Origin of the sequence: Dyadobacter sp. CY261 (assembly GCF_021440085.1) — a bacterium.
Taxonomy (GTDB): domain Bacteria; phylum Bacteroidota; class Bacteroidia; order Cytophagales; family Spirosomataceae; genus Dyadobacter.
The window spans coordinates 1-15,946 of sequence record NZ_JAKCPW010000003.1; the positions used below are offsets into that span (position 1 = coordinate 1).

General features: G+C 50.0%; 12 protein-coding genes and 1 pseudogene. 7 read left to right on the forward strand and 6 right to left on the reverse strand.

All coding sequences use genetic code 11. From position 1 onward, the window contains the following. Window positions 1–114 precede the first annotated feature (114 nt). The 7 genes and pseudogenes from LZD49_RS36035 to LZD49_RS09950 all read left to right on the forward strand — a co-directional run. Window positions 115–378, forward strand: a pseudogene (locus LZD49_RS36035) (hypothetical protein); the annotation flags it as partial. A gap of 278 nt (window positions 379–656) precedes the next feature. Then, the gene (locus tag LZD49_RS36040; RefSeq protein WP_409021311.1) at window positions 657–794 is read left to right on the forward strand and encodes a PKD domain-containing protein; all 138 of its coding nucleotides are present in this window, start codon (window positions 657–659) and stop codon (window positions 792–794) included. Further along, complete coding sequence (locus LZD49_RS09930; RefSeq protein WP_234667199.1) at window positions 791–1,048, forward strand: PKD domain-containing protein; 258 nt, start codon at window positions 791–793, stop codon at window positions 1,046–1,048. The genes LZD49_RS36040 and LZD49_RS09930 overlap by 4 nt, the downstream gene beginning before the upstream one ends. Before the next feature lie 74 nt (window positions 1,049–1,122). Next, window positions 1,123–1,605, forward strand: coding sequence for a T9SS type B sorting domain-containing protein (locus tag LZD49_RS09935; RefSeq protein WP_234667200.1), 483 nt, complete (start codon window positions 1,123–1,125; stop codon window positions 1,603–1,605). 5 nt (window positions 1,606–1,610) lie between these two features. Continuing rightward, window positions 1,611–2,621 carry a PorP/SprF family type IX secretion system membrane protein gene (locus LZD49_RS09940; RefSeq protein WP_234667201.1) on the forward strand — a complete coding sequence of 337 codons (1,011 nt, stop codon included), beginning with the start codon at window positions 1,611–1,613 and terminating at the stop codon, window positions 2,619–2,621. 168 nt (window positions 2,622–2,789) lie between these two features. After that, the gene (locus tag LZD49_RS09945; RefSeq protein ID WP_234667202.1) at window positions 2,790–4,016 is read left to right on the forward strand and encodes a DUF819 domain-containing protein; all 1,227 of its coding nucleotides are present in this window, start codon (window positions 2,790–2,792) and stop codon (window positions 4,014–4,016) included. A gap of 13 nt (window positions 4,017–4,029) precedes the next feature. Beyond that, on the forward strand, window positions 4,030–4,722 hold the full coding sequence (locus tag LZD49_RS09950; RefSeq protein ID WP_234667203.1) for a molybdopterin-dependent oxidoreductase: 693 nt from the start codon (window positions 4,030–4,032) through the stop codon (window positions 4,720–4,722). 86 nt (window positions 4,723–4,808) lie between these two features. Here LZD49_RS09950 and LZD49_RS09955 read toward each other — a convergent pair whose 3' ends face one another. The 6 genes from LZD49_RS09955 to LZD49_RS09980 form a co-directional block, all read right to left on the reverse strand. Continuing rightward, window positions 4,809–5,696, reverse strand: coding sequence for a CsgG/HfaB family protein (locus LZD49_RS09955; RefSeq protein WP_234667204.1), 888 nt, complete (start codon window positions 5,694–5,696; stop codon window positions 4,809–4,811). A 6-nt stretch (window positions 5,697–5,702) separates the two neighbouring features. After that, window positions 5,703–6,947, reverse strand: coding sequence for a caspase family protein (locus LZD49_RS09960; protein WP_234667205.1), 1,245 nt, complete (start codon window positions 6,945–6,947; stop codon window positions 5,703–5,705). A gap of 238 nt (window positions 6,948–7,185) precedes the next feature. After that, a complete protein-coding gene (locus LZD49_RS09965) occupies window positions 7,186–8,610 on the reverse strand; it encodes a hypothetical protein (RefSeq protein ID WP_234667206.1) in 1,425 nt (474 codons plus the stop codon). Between the two features lie 131 nt (window positions 8,611–8,741). Then, window positions 8,742–9,971 (reverse strand): hypothetical protein, encoded by a 1,230-nt coding sequence (locus tag LZD49_RS09970; protein WP_234667207.1) that lies wholly within the window; start codon window positions 9,969–9,971, stop codon window positions 8,742–8,744. Between the two features lie 5 nt (window positions 9,972–9,976). Then, on the reverse strand, window positions 9,977–10,438 hold the full coding sequence (locus tag LZD49_RS09975; protein ID WP_234667208.1) for a hypothetical protein: 462 nt from the start codon (window positions 10,436–10,438) through the stop codon (window positions 9,977–9,979). Continuing rightward, complete coding sequence (locus LZD49_RS09980; RefSeq protein WP_234667209.1) at window positions 10,435–15,876, reverse strand: hypothetical protein; 5,442 nt, start codon at window positions 15,874–15,876, stop codon at window positions 10,435–10,437. Before LZD49_RS09980 ends, LZD49_RS09975 begins: the two co-directional genes overlap by 4 nt. Window positions 15,877–15,946 lie beyond the last annotated feature (70 nt).

The window sequence follows — 15,946 nt, forward strand, 5'->3', positions numbered from 1 at the left end:
TATTTTTTCTCCTGGTAATGAGCGGGGCTTTCTGCGCTAACGCTCAGCCCGTCAAGCAACAAATCAAAAAGTTAGTCGATACCTACGCTACGTTAACCAAATGTGTCCGTCAATATGAATGGCAATGCTCAGGCCGGCATCGAATACGTTTGGAAAGTAAATGGACAGGTTGTTTTCACAGGATTCCAGCTTCCAGCCCGGATACTTGAAAATACGAGCAGACAAGATTCGGTCTATCAGATCAGCGTAGCGGCTGACAATGCCTGCGGAAATCAGACCGAAGTAAAGGAAATCACTGTCCGGCCAGGCACCCGTGCCGAAATCGGCGTGGATTCGACAATGCTCAGGTGCACGCCCGCTTCGCTCCTATTTTCCAATCGGTCCACGGGCCACGACAAAAAAACGGCGGTATGGTCGTTTGGCGACGGTACCACGCTGCCATCCGCCGACAACACCGTCTCTCACCTGTTTTCGGCCAAAGACAGCGCCAGCACCTACATTGTCAGACTGAAAGTCACCGGCGAATGCGGAGTGGACAGTGACTCGGTGGCCATTCGTGTATACCCTAGTACCGTGAAAGCATTGTACACCATTTCCAAATCGGAAGTATGCCCTGGTGAAGTTGTACATTCAAGGATGCTTCGGTTCCTAAGCCCGTGCGCTGGTTATGGCGGTTCGGCGACGGAACCATCGCTACCACCGCTAATCCAACGCACACATTTGCCAAAAGCAAAAGCGAGTTCAAAGTGACGCTTATAGCATACACGGACTGCGGTTCCGATTCACCCAATTGACTATCAAAACAACTGAGGCACCCACAGGGACCTTCGAAAGCCCTGGTCTGGCCTGCGACAACTCGCCGGTAAAGTTTGCCAATCTGTCGCATCCGGAATTGGGATTTGTATGGGATTTCGGGGATGGTAGTCCGATTGACTCGCTCAACCATTCCCCTGAACACCTTTATTCCCGACCAGCAACCTATCAGGTGACACTGAGTATATTCCGCAATACCCAGGCCTGTAAGGTAATCGCTAAAAAACTGCGGTAACTATCGTTGCTCCTGCCAAAGCCGATTTTGGTTTCGCAGGCGACTCATTGTTCTGCGCACCCGGCCCGGTAGTGATGCTCAATCATTCCGAAGCTGCCGACCGCTATTTATGGTATTTCAGCGATGGACGGACTGCCGAGGCCCGGGAGCCGGCCCTCCCCTTCGAACCAGGTATATATGATGTAAAACTGGTAACAATAAAAGGCGGGGTTTGTATGGATTCTACGGAACGCTCAGCGGCTTTTGTAGTCCGGGAATGCCAGGTGGACATTCCACAGGCATTTACGCCTAACGGCGACGGCATCGGTGATCGCTACACATTGTTCGGGGCAGGAATCAGCAAGATCGGTCTTTTGCGGATCCGCAATCGCTGGGGCGAAATTGTCTTTGAAATGAAAAACATCCAACCCGGCAGCCAGCAACCGGGCGAATCCTGGGACGGGACTTTCGGTGGCAAGGAAATGCCCGCCGATATGTACGTTTACGAAGCCGATGTGCTCTATATTGATCAAAAAAAATCCGGAAAACTACGAGGGAATATTTACCTGGCCCGCTGATATTTATGAAACAAATTCTACTTTTTGCGGGCATAATTTATTCCTTATCTAGTCCAGTCCGGGCACAGTCACCGCAATTTTCACAATTTTACGCAAACCCCATTTATGCCAATCCGGCACTTGCCGGCGATGCTGGAACGCCTCGTCTGATCGCCAACTATCGTAATCAGTGGGCGACCGTAGGCACCGCATTTCAAACTGCCGCGTTCTCATTCGACACTTATGCGGAGGATCAGCAACTTGGCCTGGGAGTTCAGGTGATTCACGACCAACGTGGCAATGCCCTGAAGAGTGATCAGCTCTCGGCCCAGTTTTCGAAATTGGTGTACCTTGACGGCCAGAAGGAACTTCGGCTGATCGGAGGTGGCCAGGCCGCATGGGCATTAAACCGATGGAACCGGGCCGACCTTACCTATGTTTCCGACTTCCTGGGCAGCCCCGATCCACTCTCCGGAAATGCCATCCAACAAAACCGGTTTACTTTATCAGTCGGCGGCGTTCTTGAATACGTGCCCAGGCATGAAGACTACGCGTCTTACTGGATCAGCGGTGCCTGGCACAACATAGGCGTCAATAGCCCTGTCAGCATTGACCATCAGCGGATCAACATCCAGCTCGGCACGAAAATCCCCATAGGCATTCCGGCTTTGTTTGGCAACAATCTCGGCAGCGACCTGAGCCGGGAAAGCGCGCTGACCCTGCGAATGCAGGTAAGAAATCAAGGAAGCTCGCGGCAACTGGATGCTGGCTCTAACCTGATTTTTTCGCCCTTAGTGGTGGGTGTATGGTACCGTGGGATGATCTGGGGAAACACCCGGCGGGATGCGCTAATCGGAACCGCCGGATGGGCATATGGCAATATGCTTATCCAGGCCAGTTACGACCTTCCCGTGTCATCCCTCGGTCCGGACACGGGGTCATTTGAACTATCGGTTTGGTATGGCGTCGACGCACTGTTCCGTTTCGCCGGCAAAAGAACAACTGATCGAAGGGCACGTAAATGCCTTCGTTATTGAAATAGAAATGCGGTAGAATGGATGCTCCGAAGACCTACTACCGATTGGTTTTGTTAGACTTTCTGACAAGAGCAGGATCCCAAGAACCTGCCTGCGCCATATTAACATGCGTTTCTGACGCTTTTCAACTATTTTTACCCATTAACCTGTCCATACCTGTCATTCTGCATGATTACCAACGACGCCGTAGTGCTCGGTCTTTTAATGCTCATCCTTGCCGGCATTTTCTACACGGCTGCGCATGCTGGCTGGAAACGGTTTTACAGTATCATCCCTCCCCTGCTACTCTGCTATTTCATTCCGGGCCTTTTAAACTCTTTCGGCATCATCAACGGCGCCACCTCCCAACTTTACCCGGTGGTTTCCAAATATTTCCTTCCGGCCTGCCTGGTGTTATTTACCGTCGGAATGGACTGGAAATCGCTCACGCGGCTTGGACCAAAGGCGCTGGCGGCAATGCTGATCGGAACAGCCGGAATTATGATCGGCGGGCCGGTCGCATTGTGGATAGTGGGCACAATAAGCCCTGCAACCGTTGCGGGTGAAGGGGCAGATGCCGTTTGGCGCGGACTTGCCACGATTGCCGGCAGCTGGATCGGCGGTGGAGCCAACCAAACCGCTTTACGGGAAGTGTTTCATCCGAGTGATGCGCTGTTTTCACAAATGGTGGCAGTCGATGTGCTCATTGCCGAGCTATGGATGGCTGCGCTGATCTACGGGGCCGGGATGGCTGCGCGCGTGGACGCATTTCTGGGTGCCGATAGTGGAGTGGTGCAGCAGGTCAAAGAGCAGCTTGATTCCGACCAGAAAGCCAATGAGCAGAACCCAATGCTACGCGACTACATTTTCCTGGCCGCGGCCGGTTTCGGCGCAACCGGTGTGGCGCACGGGTTGGCTGCAATTATCACGCCCTATCTGGCTGAACATTTTCCCTCCCTTGAAAAATACAGCCTTACTTCTAACTTTTTTTGGGTGATCAGCCTGGCGACATTGATTGGCATATTGCTCTCGCTAACCCCTGTGCGCAAACTGGAATACTACGGGGCATCACGACTCGGTTCTGTTTTCTTGTATGTGCTGGTAGCGACTATCGGCATGCAAATGGATTTGCGCGCCGTTGCGGGTAACCCGGGCATGTTCGCGATCGGTTTGATCTGGATTTCGATTCATGGAATCATCCTTGTTATCGCCTGCAAGTGGCTTAAAATCCCTTTCTTCTTTTTGGCTGTCGGTAGCCAGGCGAATGTGGGCGGCTCCGCGTCGGCCTCAGTGGTTGCAGCCGCGTTTCACCCATCGCTGGCACCGGTAGGGGTTTTGCTTGCAATTTTAGGTTACGCAATCGGAACTTATGGAGGGTATTTAACTGCTTTAATGATGCAATGGATCAGCACCTAAATCTCATTTGAAGATGGAAGAGAACGACAAGCTCGATAAGATCGTCCAGGCGCGCATGAAGCTCAAAGCCCGTTTCGAACAGCAAATGGCCCAGACGCCATCGGTTTCGGACAGCCGGCCATTGGGTAACGGCGAGCCTAACCGCCACGGCATGCCCAAGCTGCCGGTAGGACAAACCAGGACTGTGAAATGGCCCGTACTGGATCTGGGCTTCAAACCGGATGTGCCGCTCAGCAAATGGAAACTGATCATTGACGGTGAAGTAGAGTCCCCTGTTACGCTTTCCTGGGAGGATTTCATGGCATTACCTCAGACAAACGATGTCAGCGATTTCCACTGCGTTACCACCTGGTCGCGCATGGATGTGCCCTGGGTTGGCGTGCGGCTAGCTGATATTGCTGCATTGGTGATGCCCAAATCTACCGCAACACATGTGCTTTGCCACGGCTACGATAAATACACCACCAATCTCTCGCTCGAAGAAGCATTGAAAGAGGACGTGCTGCTTGTGCATACGGCCGACGGAAAACCGCTCGAAAAAGATCACGGCGGCCCGGTCCGCATGATCACCCCGCAGCTATATGCATGGAAAGGAAGCAAATGGATCAGCAGAATTCAGTTTTTACCAAAAAATCAGCTTGGGTTTTGGGAATTAAGGGGTTATTCAAATACCGCTTACCCATGGAGAAACGATCGGTATAGCTGAGCCGGTGCGGGACGACGTATCTAAGCATTCACTGCATGCGTTCATAAGCGGCCAAAACACACCTGAAAAACGTTAACTAAGAAAGCTTATTTACTCGCTTTCAGGTATAGGTTATCCTTCGATAAGACCATTAGTTTGGACTTGCACTTCGAAACTACGAGGTCAAGATAGCCTTCTCGAACAAATCCACCGATTGTTTTAAAGCTAACTGTTGCATCATCGAATTCATTGTATACCAAATTGAATATTGGCGCGCATCCGGTTTTGCCAGGACTAATCAGGACGTTCGCATCACGGGTTGATCCATGCGAACGGGTCTGATAAAGCAGAATGGGCTCGTTAAAGGTATTTGTGAAGCAATACCTCCCAAAACCTTCTCCTCCCTGTTCGCACTCATTTTTAGTCATGCTGGTTTCTCCTGCCGAATTTTTTTTAGGGTCATGAGGTAGCACTTCGTCGCCTTTGGGAATAACTTTTTCAAGTAAATCATTAATGTCCTGTGTTCTTGGTAACGATATTTTGCTGCTGGCAATGGCAACGGCCCCCTGCAAATCGACGGCCTGAAGGTTCACGGCAATTTCCTTTGCAAAAGGCGTAATGTTGCCTATTACAATTACCTCCATGGTAGTCGCCTTTTGTAATTCCAGCGCAAATTTGGGGTCCAGGATTCTCTTTGAGGTCAACTCCTGCTCGGTAAACAGTTGTGACAGCCTTTCCCTGTTAATGACAGTGAGATTTGTATTGATTAGATTGCCCTGGATCTCCGTCGCAAGCCAACGCCCCAGCTCTATGGAATAACCCTTCAGATCAGTAAGGTCGGCCACTCCGATCCGAGTTTTTCCTTTTGCCCTGATACCGTTGGCCAGGTTAACGGAAAGTTGTTGTAATCTGGCATCCAGTGAGGCGTCCTGGGCGAACAGGGATGTTTGCAAAACAGACAAACATAGCGTTAAAAACGAACAAAGTGCTTTCATAAGTCTTTAGTTATTTATCGACAGGTTTTTAATTTTAGAAATAGCATTCCGAATCGAATATTGCTCGGCACTTTCCTTGTCTGCGTCCGCTCCGCTGACTTTCAAAGTGTAATGATCGAGCAAGCCACCATTTGTTGCAGAAATCAGGCGGCATTCCCACGTTTGTTCGACGATCCAATAGCTATGGCCCTCAAACAATTCCTGGCGGTAATCGTTAATTCCTTTTTTTAATACCAGCAGGTATTCTGCCTCAAGGGAAGCTGGGACAACCGGCCTATCTTCCCACAAATCCGAAATCTTCCCTTTTCCGAATAGGCTATTAGCCTGTTCGAGCGGCATATAGTCAAACATATCTTTATGCTGGCTCTCGACTTGCTTTCTCGCCAGTTGCGACATTTCGTAATCAATTCCTTTCTTGTCTTCCTGATGGGCTATTACGACTACTTTTGGGCGAAGTCGTGCATTTTCAAATTCCTGCTCATTGCAAATCTCTAATGGGATGCCCGACTCCTGAATGGTCACATTGATGTAATCAAAAATGGGGAAATCTTCCAAAACTTCATTCACCAGGCGGGGCGTCTGCTTCTTGCTGCCGTATTCTTTCTCCACCAGTTTTGGTACCGTATATCTGACATATTCGGCGAGTTCCTCAACAGAAATAACGCCATACCCCGGACTTCCCTTCATATTCTGCTCCGCTTTTCCGTGCAATCCCTGCAAGACAGCAAAAGTAAATGCCCCATGTTTCCATTTTCCGTGCTCGTAAGACTCTTCTGATTCGCTGCTGGAAGAAAGGACCACTATTTGCGGCGGAGCAGAATTTATTACGCTTTCAATAAGTGACTTATCCCCGGACTTTACACCTGCTGCGCCGCTGTGACATGCGTCCAGCATCACGATCCGCTTGCAATGTAGCCTGTTTAATTCTTGAAGGATATCTTCCCTGAATCTGAAAAAAGAGCGATCTCCCTTAAATTCATCGCTTCCATGAAAGCCGAAATCACCGTGAGAAATTGTGCCGTGAGAGCTCAGAAAAAGTACAAAAACGTCGTTACTCCGTATATTTCTTCGTGTGAGGCTTTTTATAGTTCCCGCAATGAAAGAACCGGCTGTATTTTTTCTGCATGTCAATAAAACTCCTTCAACGCTTCCGTAAAAACTTCCGGTTTGGGTTTTAAATATTTTGTAGATTTCCCTGGCATCACTCGATGGATAAACCAATCCATCTTTGTCTATGCCAATGCTGAGCATATAGAGCACGGGTTTATCCGCGCCGGGCGCCCTTCGCCCGATGCTATTTGAACCCTGGGATTCAGCACTTCCGAACCGGTGCGTTTGGCCGAAACAATCGGCAAAACAGCAATAAAGAAATAGAATACCTAAGTAGTTCATCGACGGAGAGTTCCACAAGATCAGATATTTTAAATATAACTATTTTCCCTTTATCGGCATCCGGACCGTTTGAAAACCTACGCGGATCCAAAAGGCGTTAGCCAAATATCAACGAAGCTGACCTGACTACTTTTTTTCCATTTGGCAGAATGACTTCCAGAGAAACCATATCCTGGACGCCTGTTTCGGCCCCGGGAACATGCAACGAAAACTCTCCCGTGGGTTCATCGGAGGTAACATTGTAAACAACGCTATCCTGATAGCTATCTGTACCGATGATCGACAGCACCACTTTGCTTCCAGCCGGCAGGCAACTGATCTCGATTGTTCCCTGGTAGTCCTGATACGGGCCTGGATCAGAAGGTTGCAGCAATAAGGCGCCAAGGGCCAATTCGCCGCCCAGGTCGAAAACAATGTCCGGATAGGGCCCGCCCGGAACCACTTGCACTGAGGGATTATACTTCGACTTGGGGTATGCCTGAGCTTCTGCGATCAGGAGCAGCCTTCTGGATTCCTGGCGGTATTTAAGGATGGCGTTACACAACTCTTCACTGGCACTCGGCGCGCCTGGGGTTGGCGAAAACCCAACAGTTTCACAGATCGTAACCAACCCGCCTGATATTGCCGGACAAGCTTCCATCAGGGGAATGCCCGCAACTGCGCCAATCTCGGTTAGTGTTAACGCTAAGCCCAGTGCCTCGCATATCGGCAGCGCAGCCGCACCGTCGGCGGTAACGGTGCAGGCTATATCAAGCAATTCGGGCATATATTCGCACATAATCCCTTTTTTGACCTCCGGGATGGATTCGGCGGGAATTGTCGCTCTATAATGCCCCTCTGCGATCCTTACGGCTGGAATGACGTCCAGCTTTTTCAAATCGGAATCATAGACCCGCAATGAAATAATGCCGTCGGCTTTCCCTCCACAAGAGGTAGTGAGAATGTTCACCTCACCGGTTCCGGCGATACGGGCATTAGCTGAAAAATCGGCTTTCTTTGCCTTTGCAGATTGGCTGAATGTCATTCGCAGCCCGCCCCTTTTGCGCGAGGTATTTACAGCTTTCGTTTTGGCCTGGTTAATTTTGCCATTGCTGTCCAAACTGAAGGGCGTTGTCACCTGGAAAGCTCCGTCGGGAGTGGTCGCGGTGACGATCACTCTGGTTGCACTGAGCCACTCAAAGGAAAACCGGGAACCATTTGGAGCGATGGCTGCATTGAGCGTTTTGTTGTTGTAGTAATAGGAAAGTCCTCCGTTATCCACGTCCCCCAATGTGATTGCATCCACCGAAAGTGGTACGCCAGCAGTATCGCGTCGTCCGAATACTTTCACCAGTTCACCACCGTTTGACAACGCGGTCATCAAAAGCGGATCCGCTGCGTTGGTCATCAACGTGTACTTACTTTCCGTTTTGACAGGACCTTTCTCATCCTTGTCACAATTTTGAAACACAACAAGAACTCCCGCCCCCAGGCCCAGCTGTTTCAGGAATGCTCTGCGGTCTACACTGGCTTGCTTTGACATGTTGTAGTAGAATTAAAAGTGATGGAAAATTTTGCTTCATGGCCATTTTGACCTGCTCTTAATTCTACTTCCACGTAATCAGGCATTCGTCACACAGATTGGACATTTTTTTTAATGATGGGCAAGGATTCTCAGAAATGTTCCTCCCGCTTGAAGTTTCTAATCCTTGCTTTGCGGTTATCAAGTTCTGTCCGCATTTTTACAATTTCCGGGCTGGGAGGTTGCTGAGCCGCGAAATTCCTGGTGAAAAAATTTTCCGCTTCATCCAGTATGCCTTCGCTCATTTTCAGCTCGCCGTCGTCAAATGCGATCTGGGATTTCATCAGGTATTCCCCGAATTCCGATTTCAAGTGCTTCATCAGCAGACTTTGCTCGCTACGGATATATTTTTCCTTAGCCGGCGCCTCGTCCGGTTTTTGCTTGCGCTCTTTCGAGAATGATTGAAGGGCCTTGTCGAGTAGTGCCGGGTCGCGCTTGCCACCAGCCGTGTAGGCATCCAGCAGACTGTCTGTCCGAGGAAAAGCCGGAGACGGGCGTATTCCATCAGAAGTCGTACTCATCCGCCCGGTTTGGATGGAATCGGTACGCTTATCTTGCTTTAATACAGCGGAAAAACCTCCCTGGTTGCCGTAGTAAAGCAAGCCAAACAAGGCCATTACCAATACAACCCCTACACCGGCAGCAACCCCAGCCCTTCTGCCTTTCCACCTTGTATCATGCCCATTGATATCGTGCCCGGTTTCGCTTGGTAATGAATCAGTACTATCCTGCGTTTCTGCTTTTTTCACAGTTGATGAATCGCCGTGCAGAGCTGAGTGCGGAATCTGCCCTTCATCGACTGGCCGACTTTCATCGATTCTCAGCATCAGTACCGGGTAGTCGCCCTCCTTTAGTTCCAAATCTCCTCGTTGCAACCGGTCGTTGGTCTTGGCCTCACCCGTCAGGTTGATCGCTACGATATCCCCGCTCCGGGCTTTTGTAGCGCCCGAAATCAACTGGGATACCTCCCCATCCCGGATCAGGTTCACCATGCTTCCGCCATACGCGTAGCTCGAATAACGCCCGGCATCATCGATGATTACCTGCGCGTAGGTACTGATAATGGACTCGTCGCCTCCTTCGAATTCCGCCGAGCTCCTTTTTCTGTATGCGGTGCGAAAGTCGGTACAGCATTTGGCATACGCCAGACCGAATTCGGATTGGCTGAATTCCCGGGGTTCTCCGAGTGAATCGGAAAATGATTTATAGTTTCCGGAAATACAGCGAACGGCAGCAATGCCCGACTGTGCCCATAAATTGAAATGGTTACCTTTATTACGAAGTGTGTGGCGGTATACCGCAAATGTCAGATTGTTGTTCATCAGGATCAAGGTTCAAGTGACATGAACATACTTTGCGCAATTTCCACAGGCAGCTTCGCATACCGCGTCCCGTTGTGGGTGAACGCAGGAATCGCAAAGCTATATTTGGAGACATCTATGCGCAGATTGGCGTTTTTAAGGCCGGCAAATGTGTGCAGGCTGGCGTCGTTAAGGAAAATCCGGTCAAATGCCCTTTCCCTATGGTTTTCGCAGGTGACCAAGATAGCCGAGCCTTCATCGGAATACGAAAAAGAAGCGTCGTTTTGTGCTTTCAACTTTCCAGTAAATGCCAGCAGAGAGTCGACCCGTAAATCTATAAAGTGGCGGTCGGCGTCCAGCGAATCGGCTTTCAAAGCGGGCGGCTCATAGGCCCTTGGAGGGGTCGGTGTTTTCGAAAACAGCAATGCGACATACACCATTACGATGATAATGGTCAACCCCGCCAGCAGCAGTATTTCCTTCTTCATTGGTCAGCTATTTTGATGTCTGTGGTGTGATTTTCCTGTTTCATGAAGTTTTTAAAATCCTGTGTATGCCGGACGTCGGCGATAATGTCGCGGATCGTCTGCTGGGCGTCATAGCTCCATCCCCCAAGCGAAGCATCGCTGTAAAATGAGAAATAAAGCACATAGAACTTGTTCCTTCGCAGGTCTTCAAGGGTCAACTTTCTGTCGTGGATTGGATTTTGGCTGATGATGAGCATCAGGTTTTTATCGCGGGACTCACCACGTTTCCGGTCGCCGCTAATGGTCCCCGTTTTGGCATACAGGGTGTACCCGGCACTTTTAGCATTTTTGAGAAACACCGCCGTGCCCGCCTCGATCGACTCATACATTCCTTTAAACAAGTTATTTGCATAAAACGAAGCCAGGTTTCCCTCACCTCCCCAGTTGCTGGCTACCGAAAAGCTCGCCGGGGCGGTCTGCTGCCGATTTGCAAGAATACTGGCTTGTGTGGCGGAATTGGCGGAAAACAGGTTGAGGGCCATCTCCGCCATTTTCAGGGGCGTCACCGCTATGGGATACCCTCCCATCGCAATCTGGGGAACGGCATTTTGGATATTTTGCCGTCTGTCGACCAGGTATAAATGCGAAGGTTCGGGCAAGCTCCATAGTTTGTAGGAGCTGCGTGAATGATTAATGAATGCGTCGTCGAGCCCGAAAGCGAGGTTGCGCCGGTTAGTGGCGCCCGGCTCGTTTTCGGCGTTTAAGCTAAGCGGTATTGCAAAATTTTCTGAAAGCCCCTTGCCCATAAGCGAGGCCCGCTCGTCCCAATCCGGCATTTTACCGACCCGGTAAGTATGCTCATTGAATTTGATCAGCGGAAAGGCATAAAGCGAATCACGCCCTTGTTGGTAAGGAAGCAGGAAATCGCTGGCCTGCTTGCTTTGCAAACCGCTGGCGACCTGTCCGATCTGGCGCTGGGTGAGAGATCCCAGGTAGACGACCATCGAATTATAGGTATTGGTTGAATTCCGCAGATAGGAAATATTATCGTGCTCGCCAATGGTGCTCTTGCCGGCATACAACCTGATGCTTCGGCCCCCGAAATGCCGTATCTCCACATCGTCACTTGTTTTATTGGAACGAATCGGATAACTGCCCATTCCGCCAAATTTCAGGTTTTCCCAACCCAGGTTATACTGCGAAGTTATGGCCCCGTAAAGAATGGGTTTGAAGGTAGATGCAGGGCCATTGGGCATCCTCACCAGGCATTTGTTTCCAAAAATACTCCTTTCATTGAACCGCTCGGGTTGCATGTACAAATCCTCAAAAAGCGACTGGTAGTCCGACATCCGGTTGGGGTCCAGCCGCATTTGCGGATCGGTTTTGTACTCGCTCAGGGCGCGAATGCTTCCATCGCTGTCGAGCACAACCAGACTAAAACCTCGTTTGGCGGCCGATGGCCCCTTCGCGAAATACTTCTCCACCCGCTCGTAAACATGCGTTGTAAGTCCGGGATCCAGTGTAAGCAGCACATCCTTTTCCCGCAAATCTGCCTTTTTGTCAAAACTACTTTTAATCAGATTGGCGAAATAGTAGCTCCACAGCGAGCGTTCGTGCAGCGGATAGTAATGGGTTCGCTGTCCGTTGATCCAGACATTTTTGGCCAGATACCCTGTGCTTTCCTGATTGAGCCTGAACGAGATTGTCCTGGCCGGCTCACCGTCCGTCCCTGCCGCTTGGAAGTGCACTACGTCATTGGGTTTCAACCGGATGCCGTGTTTGGTTTGCCCAGAAGAGATCAATTCCGTTCCATTTTTCACAAGGAAGGTGCTTCGGGTCAAACGCTCCTCGCCCTGGGTCCGTCCCAGTAACACCTGGGGTAGCGAATCTTTCGTCCAGCTTGCGGGAACAAGCGTCAGTCTGACATTGCGGTTTTGTCGGCTATCCAACATCCGCTTCGTCCATAGCACTTCATCCAGTTTGCCGAGAAGGACATTCGTATCCAATTGCATGGGTGCAGCCGGGTTGCCGATCGGCACAAGCGAAAGGGCCTTTCGCACCGAGGACGATACCAGATTACCATGCCAGGCATTCTGGTAGACATCCGGGCTATTGATATTGTAGAAGAAGCTATTAACTGCAAATTCATATATCCCGTCTTCGTTCGTTTTCAAATGAACGAGCTGACCGGCAGAATTGGATTGGATGTGCTTTTTCAAAAATGCTTCATATGCACTTTGCTCAAATGTTTTTCCTTTAAAAAAATCCTTTTCGTTGACCCGCAGGTATTCGTCGAAGCCTTCCAGCAAAGCATTTATGCCAACCTGCCCCGATTTTGTACCCGACTGCCCGGCCGTTTCGCGCTGATAAATGGTAAAAACCGCATTCAAATCCTCGAACGACTGCTCCAATCGATGAATCGTTTGCCCGAGATTAAAGCTTTGGGCACTGCTACCGGCAAGAACATACGATCCCACGGCGATCAGGCATACGAGCTGCAAAAACCGGCTAAGAAAATTTCTTCTCCCTTTCGATTCAAATGTGTTGGCTGGCACGCTGGCCTCTTCGGGGGTTGGCTTGCCATATCCGGCCAGTATCACCACCAGCAGCAGCCCGAAACCCATCCCGATCGACAACAAACTGTTCAGACTGAGCATCGGAAAGTCCTGTCCGACAAATACCATGCGGTCGGAAGCGGCGAGCCAGACGGTAAACGACAATGCAAACAAAAAGCAAAGAAGCTGTGCCCTTAAAATGGTATAGGAATGGAACAAAACGCGCTTGCCAACCGAGATCTGGATAAGGAAGGCAAACAAAAGGATCAATGCGATCAGGACTACTTCTGAATGCTCGGCGATCACATACCGGACGGATACCAGGTCCGATATCTGTGTCAGATACGATGACCCGCGTTGAAAATGCGGTACGCGTTTGAAATAATCGTAGAGATCAAATGCCCCTTTGCTGTAAAAGTGATCTATTATCCATTGATTCTGAGCGGCATTCAGTAGCCGGCGATCGTTGCCCAGGCCGAACCGCTCGGCAGCAATGATCTCGTCGGCGGTCCGGAATCGTATTTCTGCCCGGTAAAGCATCCGGTTTTTATCTTCCAGCAGTTTTACCAATTGCTGCTCACCAAAAACGGCCAACACCATCATGAGCGCAACCATGCCGGTTATCCTTACTTTCCATTTTCTGAATACAAACCTGTCGGTCCATACAAATGCGATCATTACGATTAACACGGCTTGCAGGGCCCAGAGCGCATTCCGGAACACGAAAGACAGCATATGGGGGGAAAACGCGATGAAGCACACCATAAGACAGCCCACCAGTAACGCGCGATAGGGCCATAAGCTTCTTGCAAAACGGCTCTTTGGCAAGTTTGAACGAAGCCGGTGATCGGGGAAAACCTGGATTTGCAAATACCAGTACATTAGCGAGAAAACAATGAAAACGATCACAAAACCAGCATCACCCACCGCAAACGCGGTGACGGCTGCAAGCCAGTTTATCTTTCTTACAAATGCATATTGATCCGATTTAACAGCGTACCCAAACTTGCTTGCCTCGCGCCGTTGAAATACGAAGTCGATCAGAAAGTAAGTTACCACCGGCACCAGCACACACACCAGGCGTTCAAAATGCCCGAAGCCTTTGAGGGCTACCAGCCCGTACAAGCAGAACAACGCGTAAAGCCATATCTGCCGAGGCTCTTTGTCTTCGCTTTTCTGCATAAAATACGCGGGCAGCCAGCGATTATAAATGAAAGCCCAGACTTTAAAGGCAATAATCAATACCCAGAAAGCAAGCGAGGCATATAGCTGATACCAGAAATATTCTTTCAGCGCGCGTAATTTGATAAATTCGGCCGCTGTGGCATCCTCCACCGGAAGGAAAGTCGTGGCGCGCCATAACAGCACAATTCGCACAACCATAAACGCCAGCAGGGTGATCGAAACGGCAACTTCCAATTTGAGCCAGTTTCTGACTTCTCCCAGTGGCGTCAGCCCGATCGAAACAAATGCCAACAATGTAAAGCCCACGACATACCCCGCCAGCAGCCAGAAGGGCAACCCATTCTCCGACTTCAGGTCCTTGAAAGCGAGTAGCCAGGCGACCGGGTGGCCGGGGCCTTCGGGCGAAGATGAAGTTGCTATGCGGATAGTATCACCGGCAACAGCGGTTTGAATGGCATTATTTCCATTCATATCACCTTCCTGCACTTCATTGACGACCCTGAACAACATTTGCTCACCGGTCGGTCCGTTGCGGTAGGTAACCCCTCCGGTAAAATGGTTCACATTTTGTTCCGACCGCGGACCGTCGAACAGCAACACAGAGGGAAAATCTGTATCGGAAACACGGGAAGAAGAAGAAGTCAACAGCAGGGCTTCCTCTTCATTATCCGAGCTTTTGAGATATTTTCTTTCAGGAAAGGTCAGGTACAACGCCGATTCTCCCTCACGTTCATCGCACCAGTAAGTTTTTGCTTTTTTTGTTTTAAGTCCTGCGTAGAAAAACTGGCCCTGCGCCAAAGGGATAGAGCAGGCAAATTCCCGATTGATGTGAACAGGCAGACCGTCTACCGATAGCGATACTACCGAATCGGCCCAGATGCGAGAGGGGAATAGATGCATTGGCGAGTTGTTGTGCCCGTCGTTACCGCTCAACAGGTATTTTTCCCGGATCAACAATGTCCCTTCCATAAGGGCCAGCACTTCCTCAAATTCATCTGCACGTTGCGGAGAAATGCCTATTAAATCATGCAGCGAAATACCTGTTCTGATCACCCGGCCGAAATCGATCCTGATGGGAGCAAAGGTGCTATCCGAGCTGGAATAGGTGTATCGATAGATTGGTTCAGAGAAATTCATCCGGCTAACCGACATCATTACTTTCCTCCCTTTTGAAAACTCTACTGTAAAAGTGCTATCGAAATGCCGGGCAAATTGCCTGTTTGCCAACACATATGCATCGTTTTCCCTCACAAACAAAGGCTCGTAGAATTTTTTCCCGTTCAGCAAAAAACGCTTCATACCCGGCTCGGAAACCAGTTCAAGTTCCCCTTTTCCAGATTCCCACAGTGCGCTTTGCGGCGCACCCTCATCGACGAGCCGCATTGTTTCCTCAAAAGTGTAGCCAAGATGCTCTATTACATGATGGTCAGCATTCTTGTAAATCCGTGAAGGAGCGGCCACATAATTGGCAATCGTGAAAATACCGGCCACACAAACCAGACCGACACTTGCATAGTATGTGATCTTCTGCACCATCAGCCGGCTTTTCTGCTCATAAGTGCCCGCTGCTTCCGCCGGGTAATCTACCAGTGCGAGGCGGACGACCAATGCCAGGCAAAGCACAGCAAAAACCGCCAGGCTGATAAAGGAAAAAAGCAGGACAACTATTACTGCAATTCCCAGCGTAGTGCGGTGGCGTGCAAGAAATTGGATGTTCATATTGTGCTTCACTTTGGTTTCTTTTTAACTAATGTTCTCTATCCGGTCGCGGATGTCACAACAAGTGCCC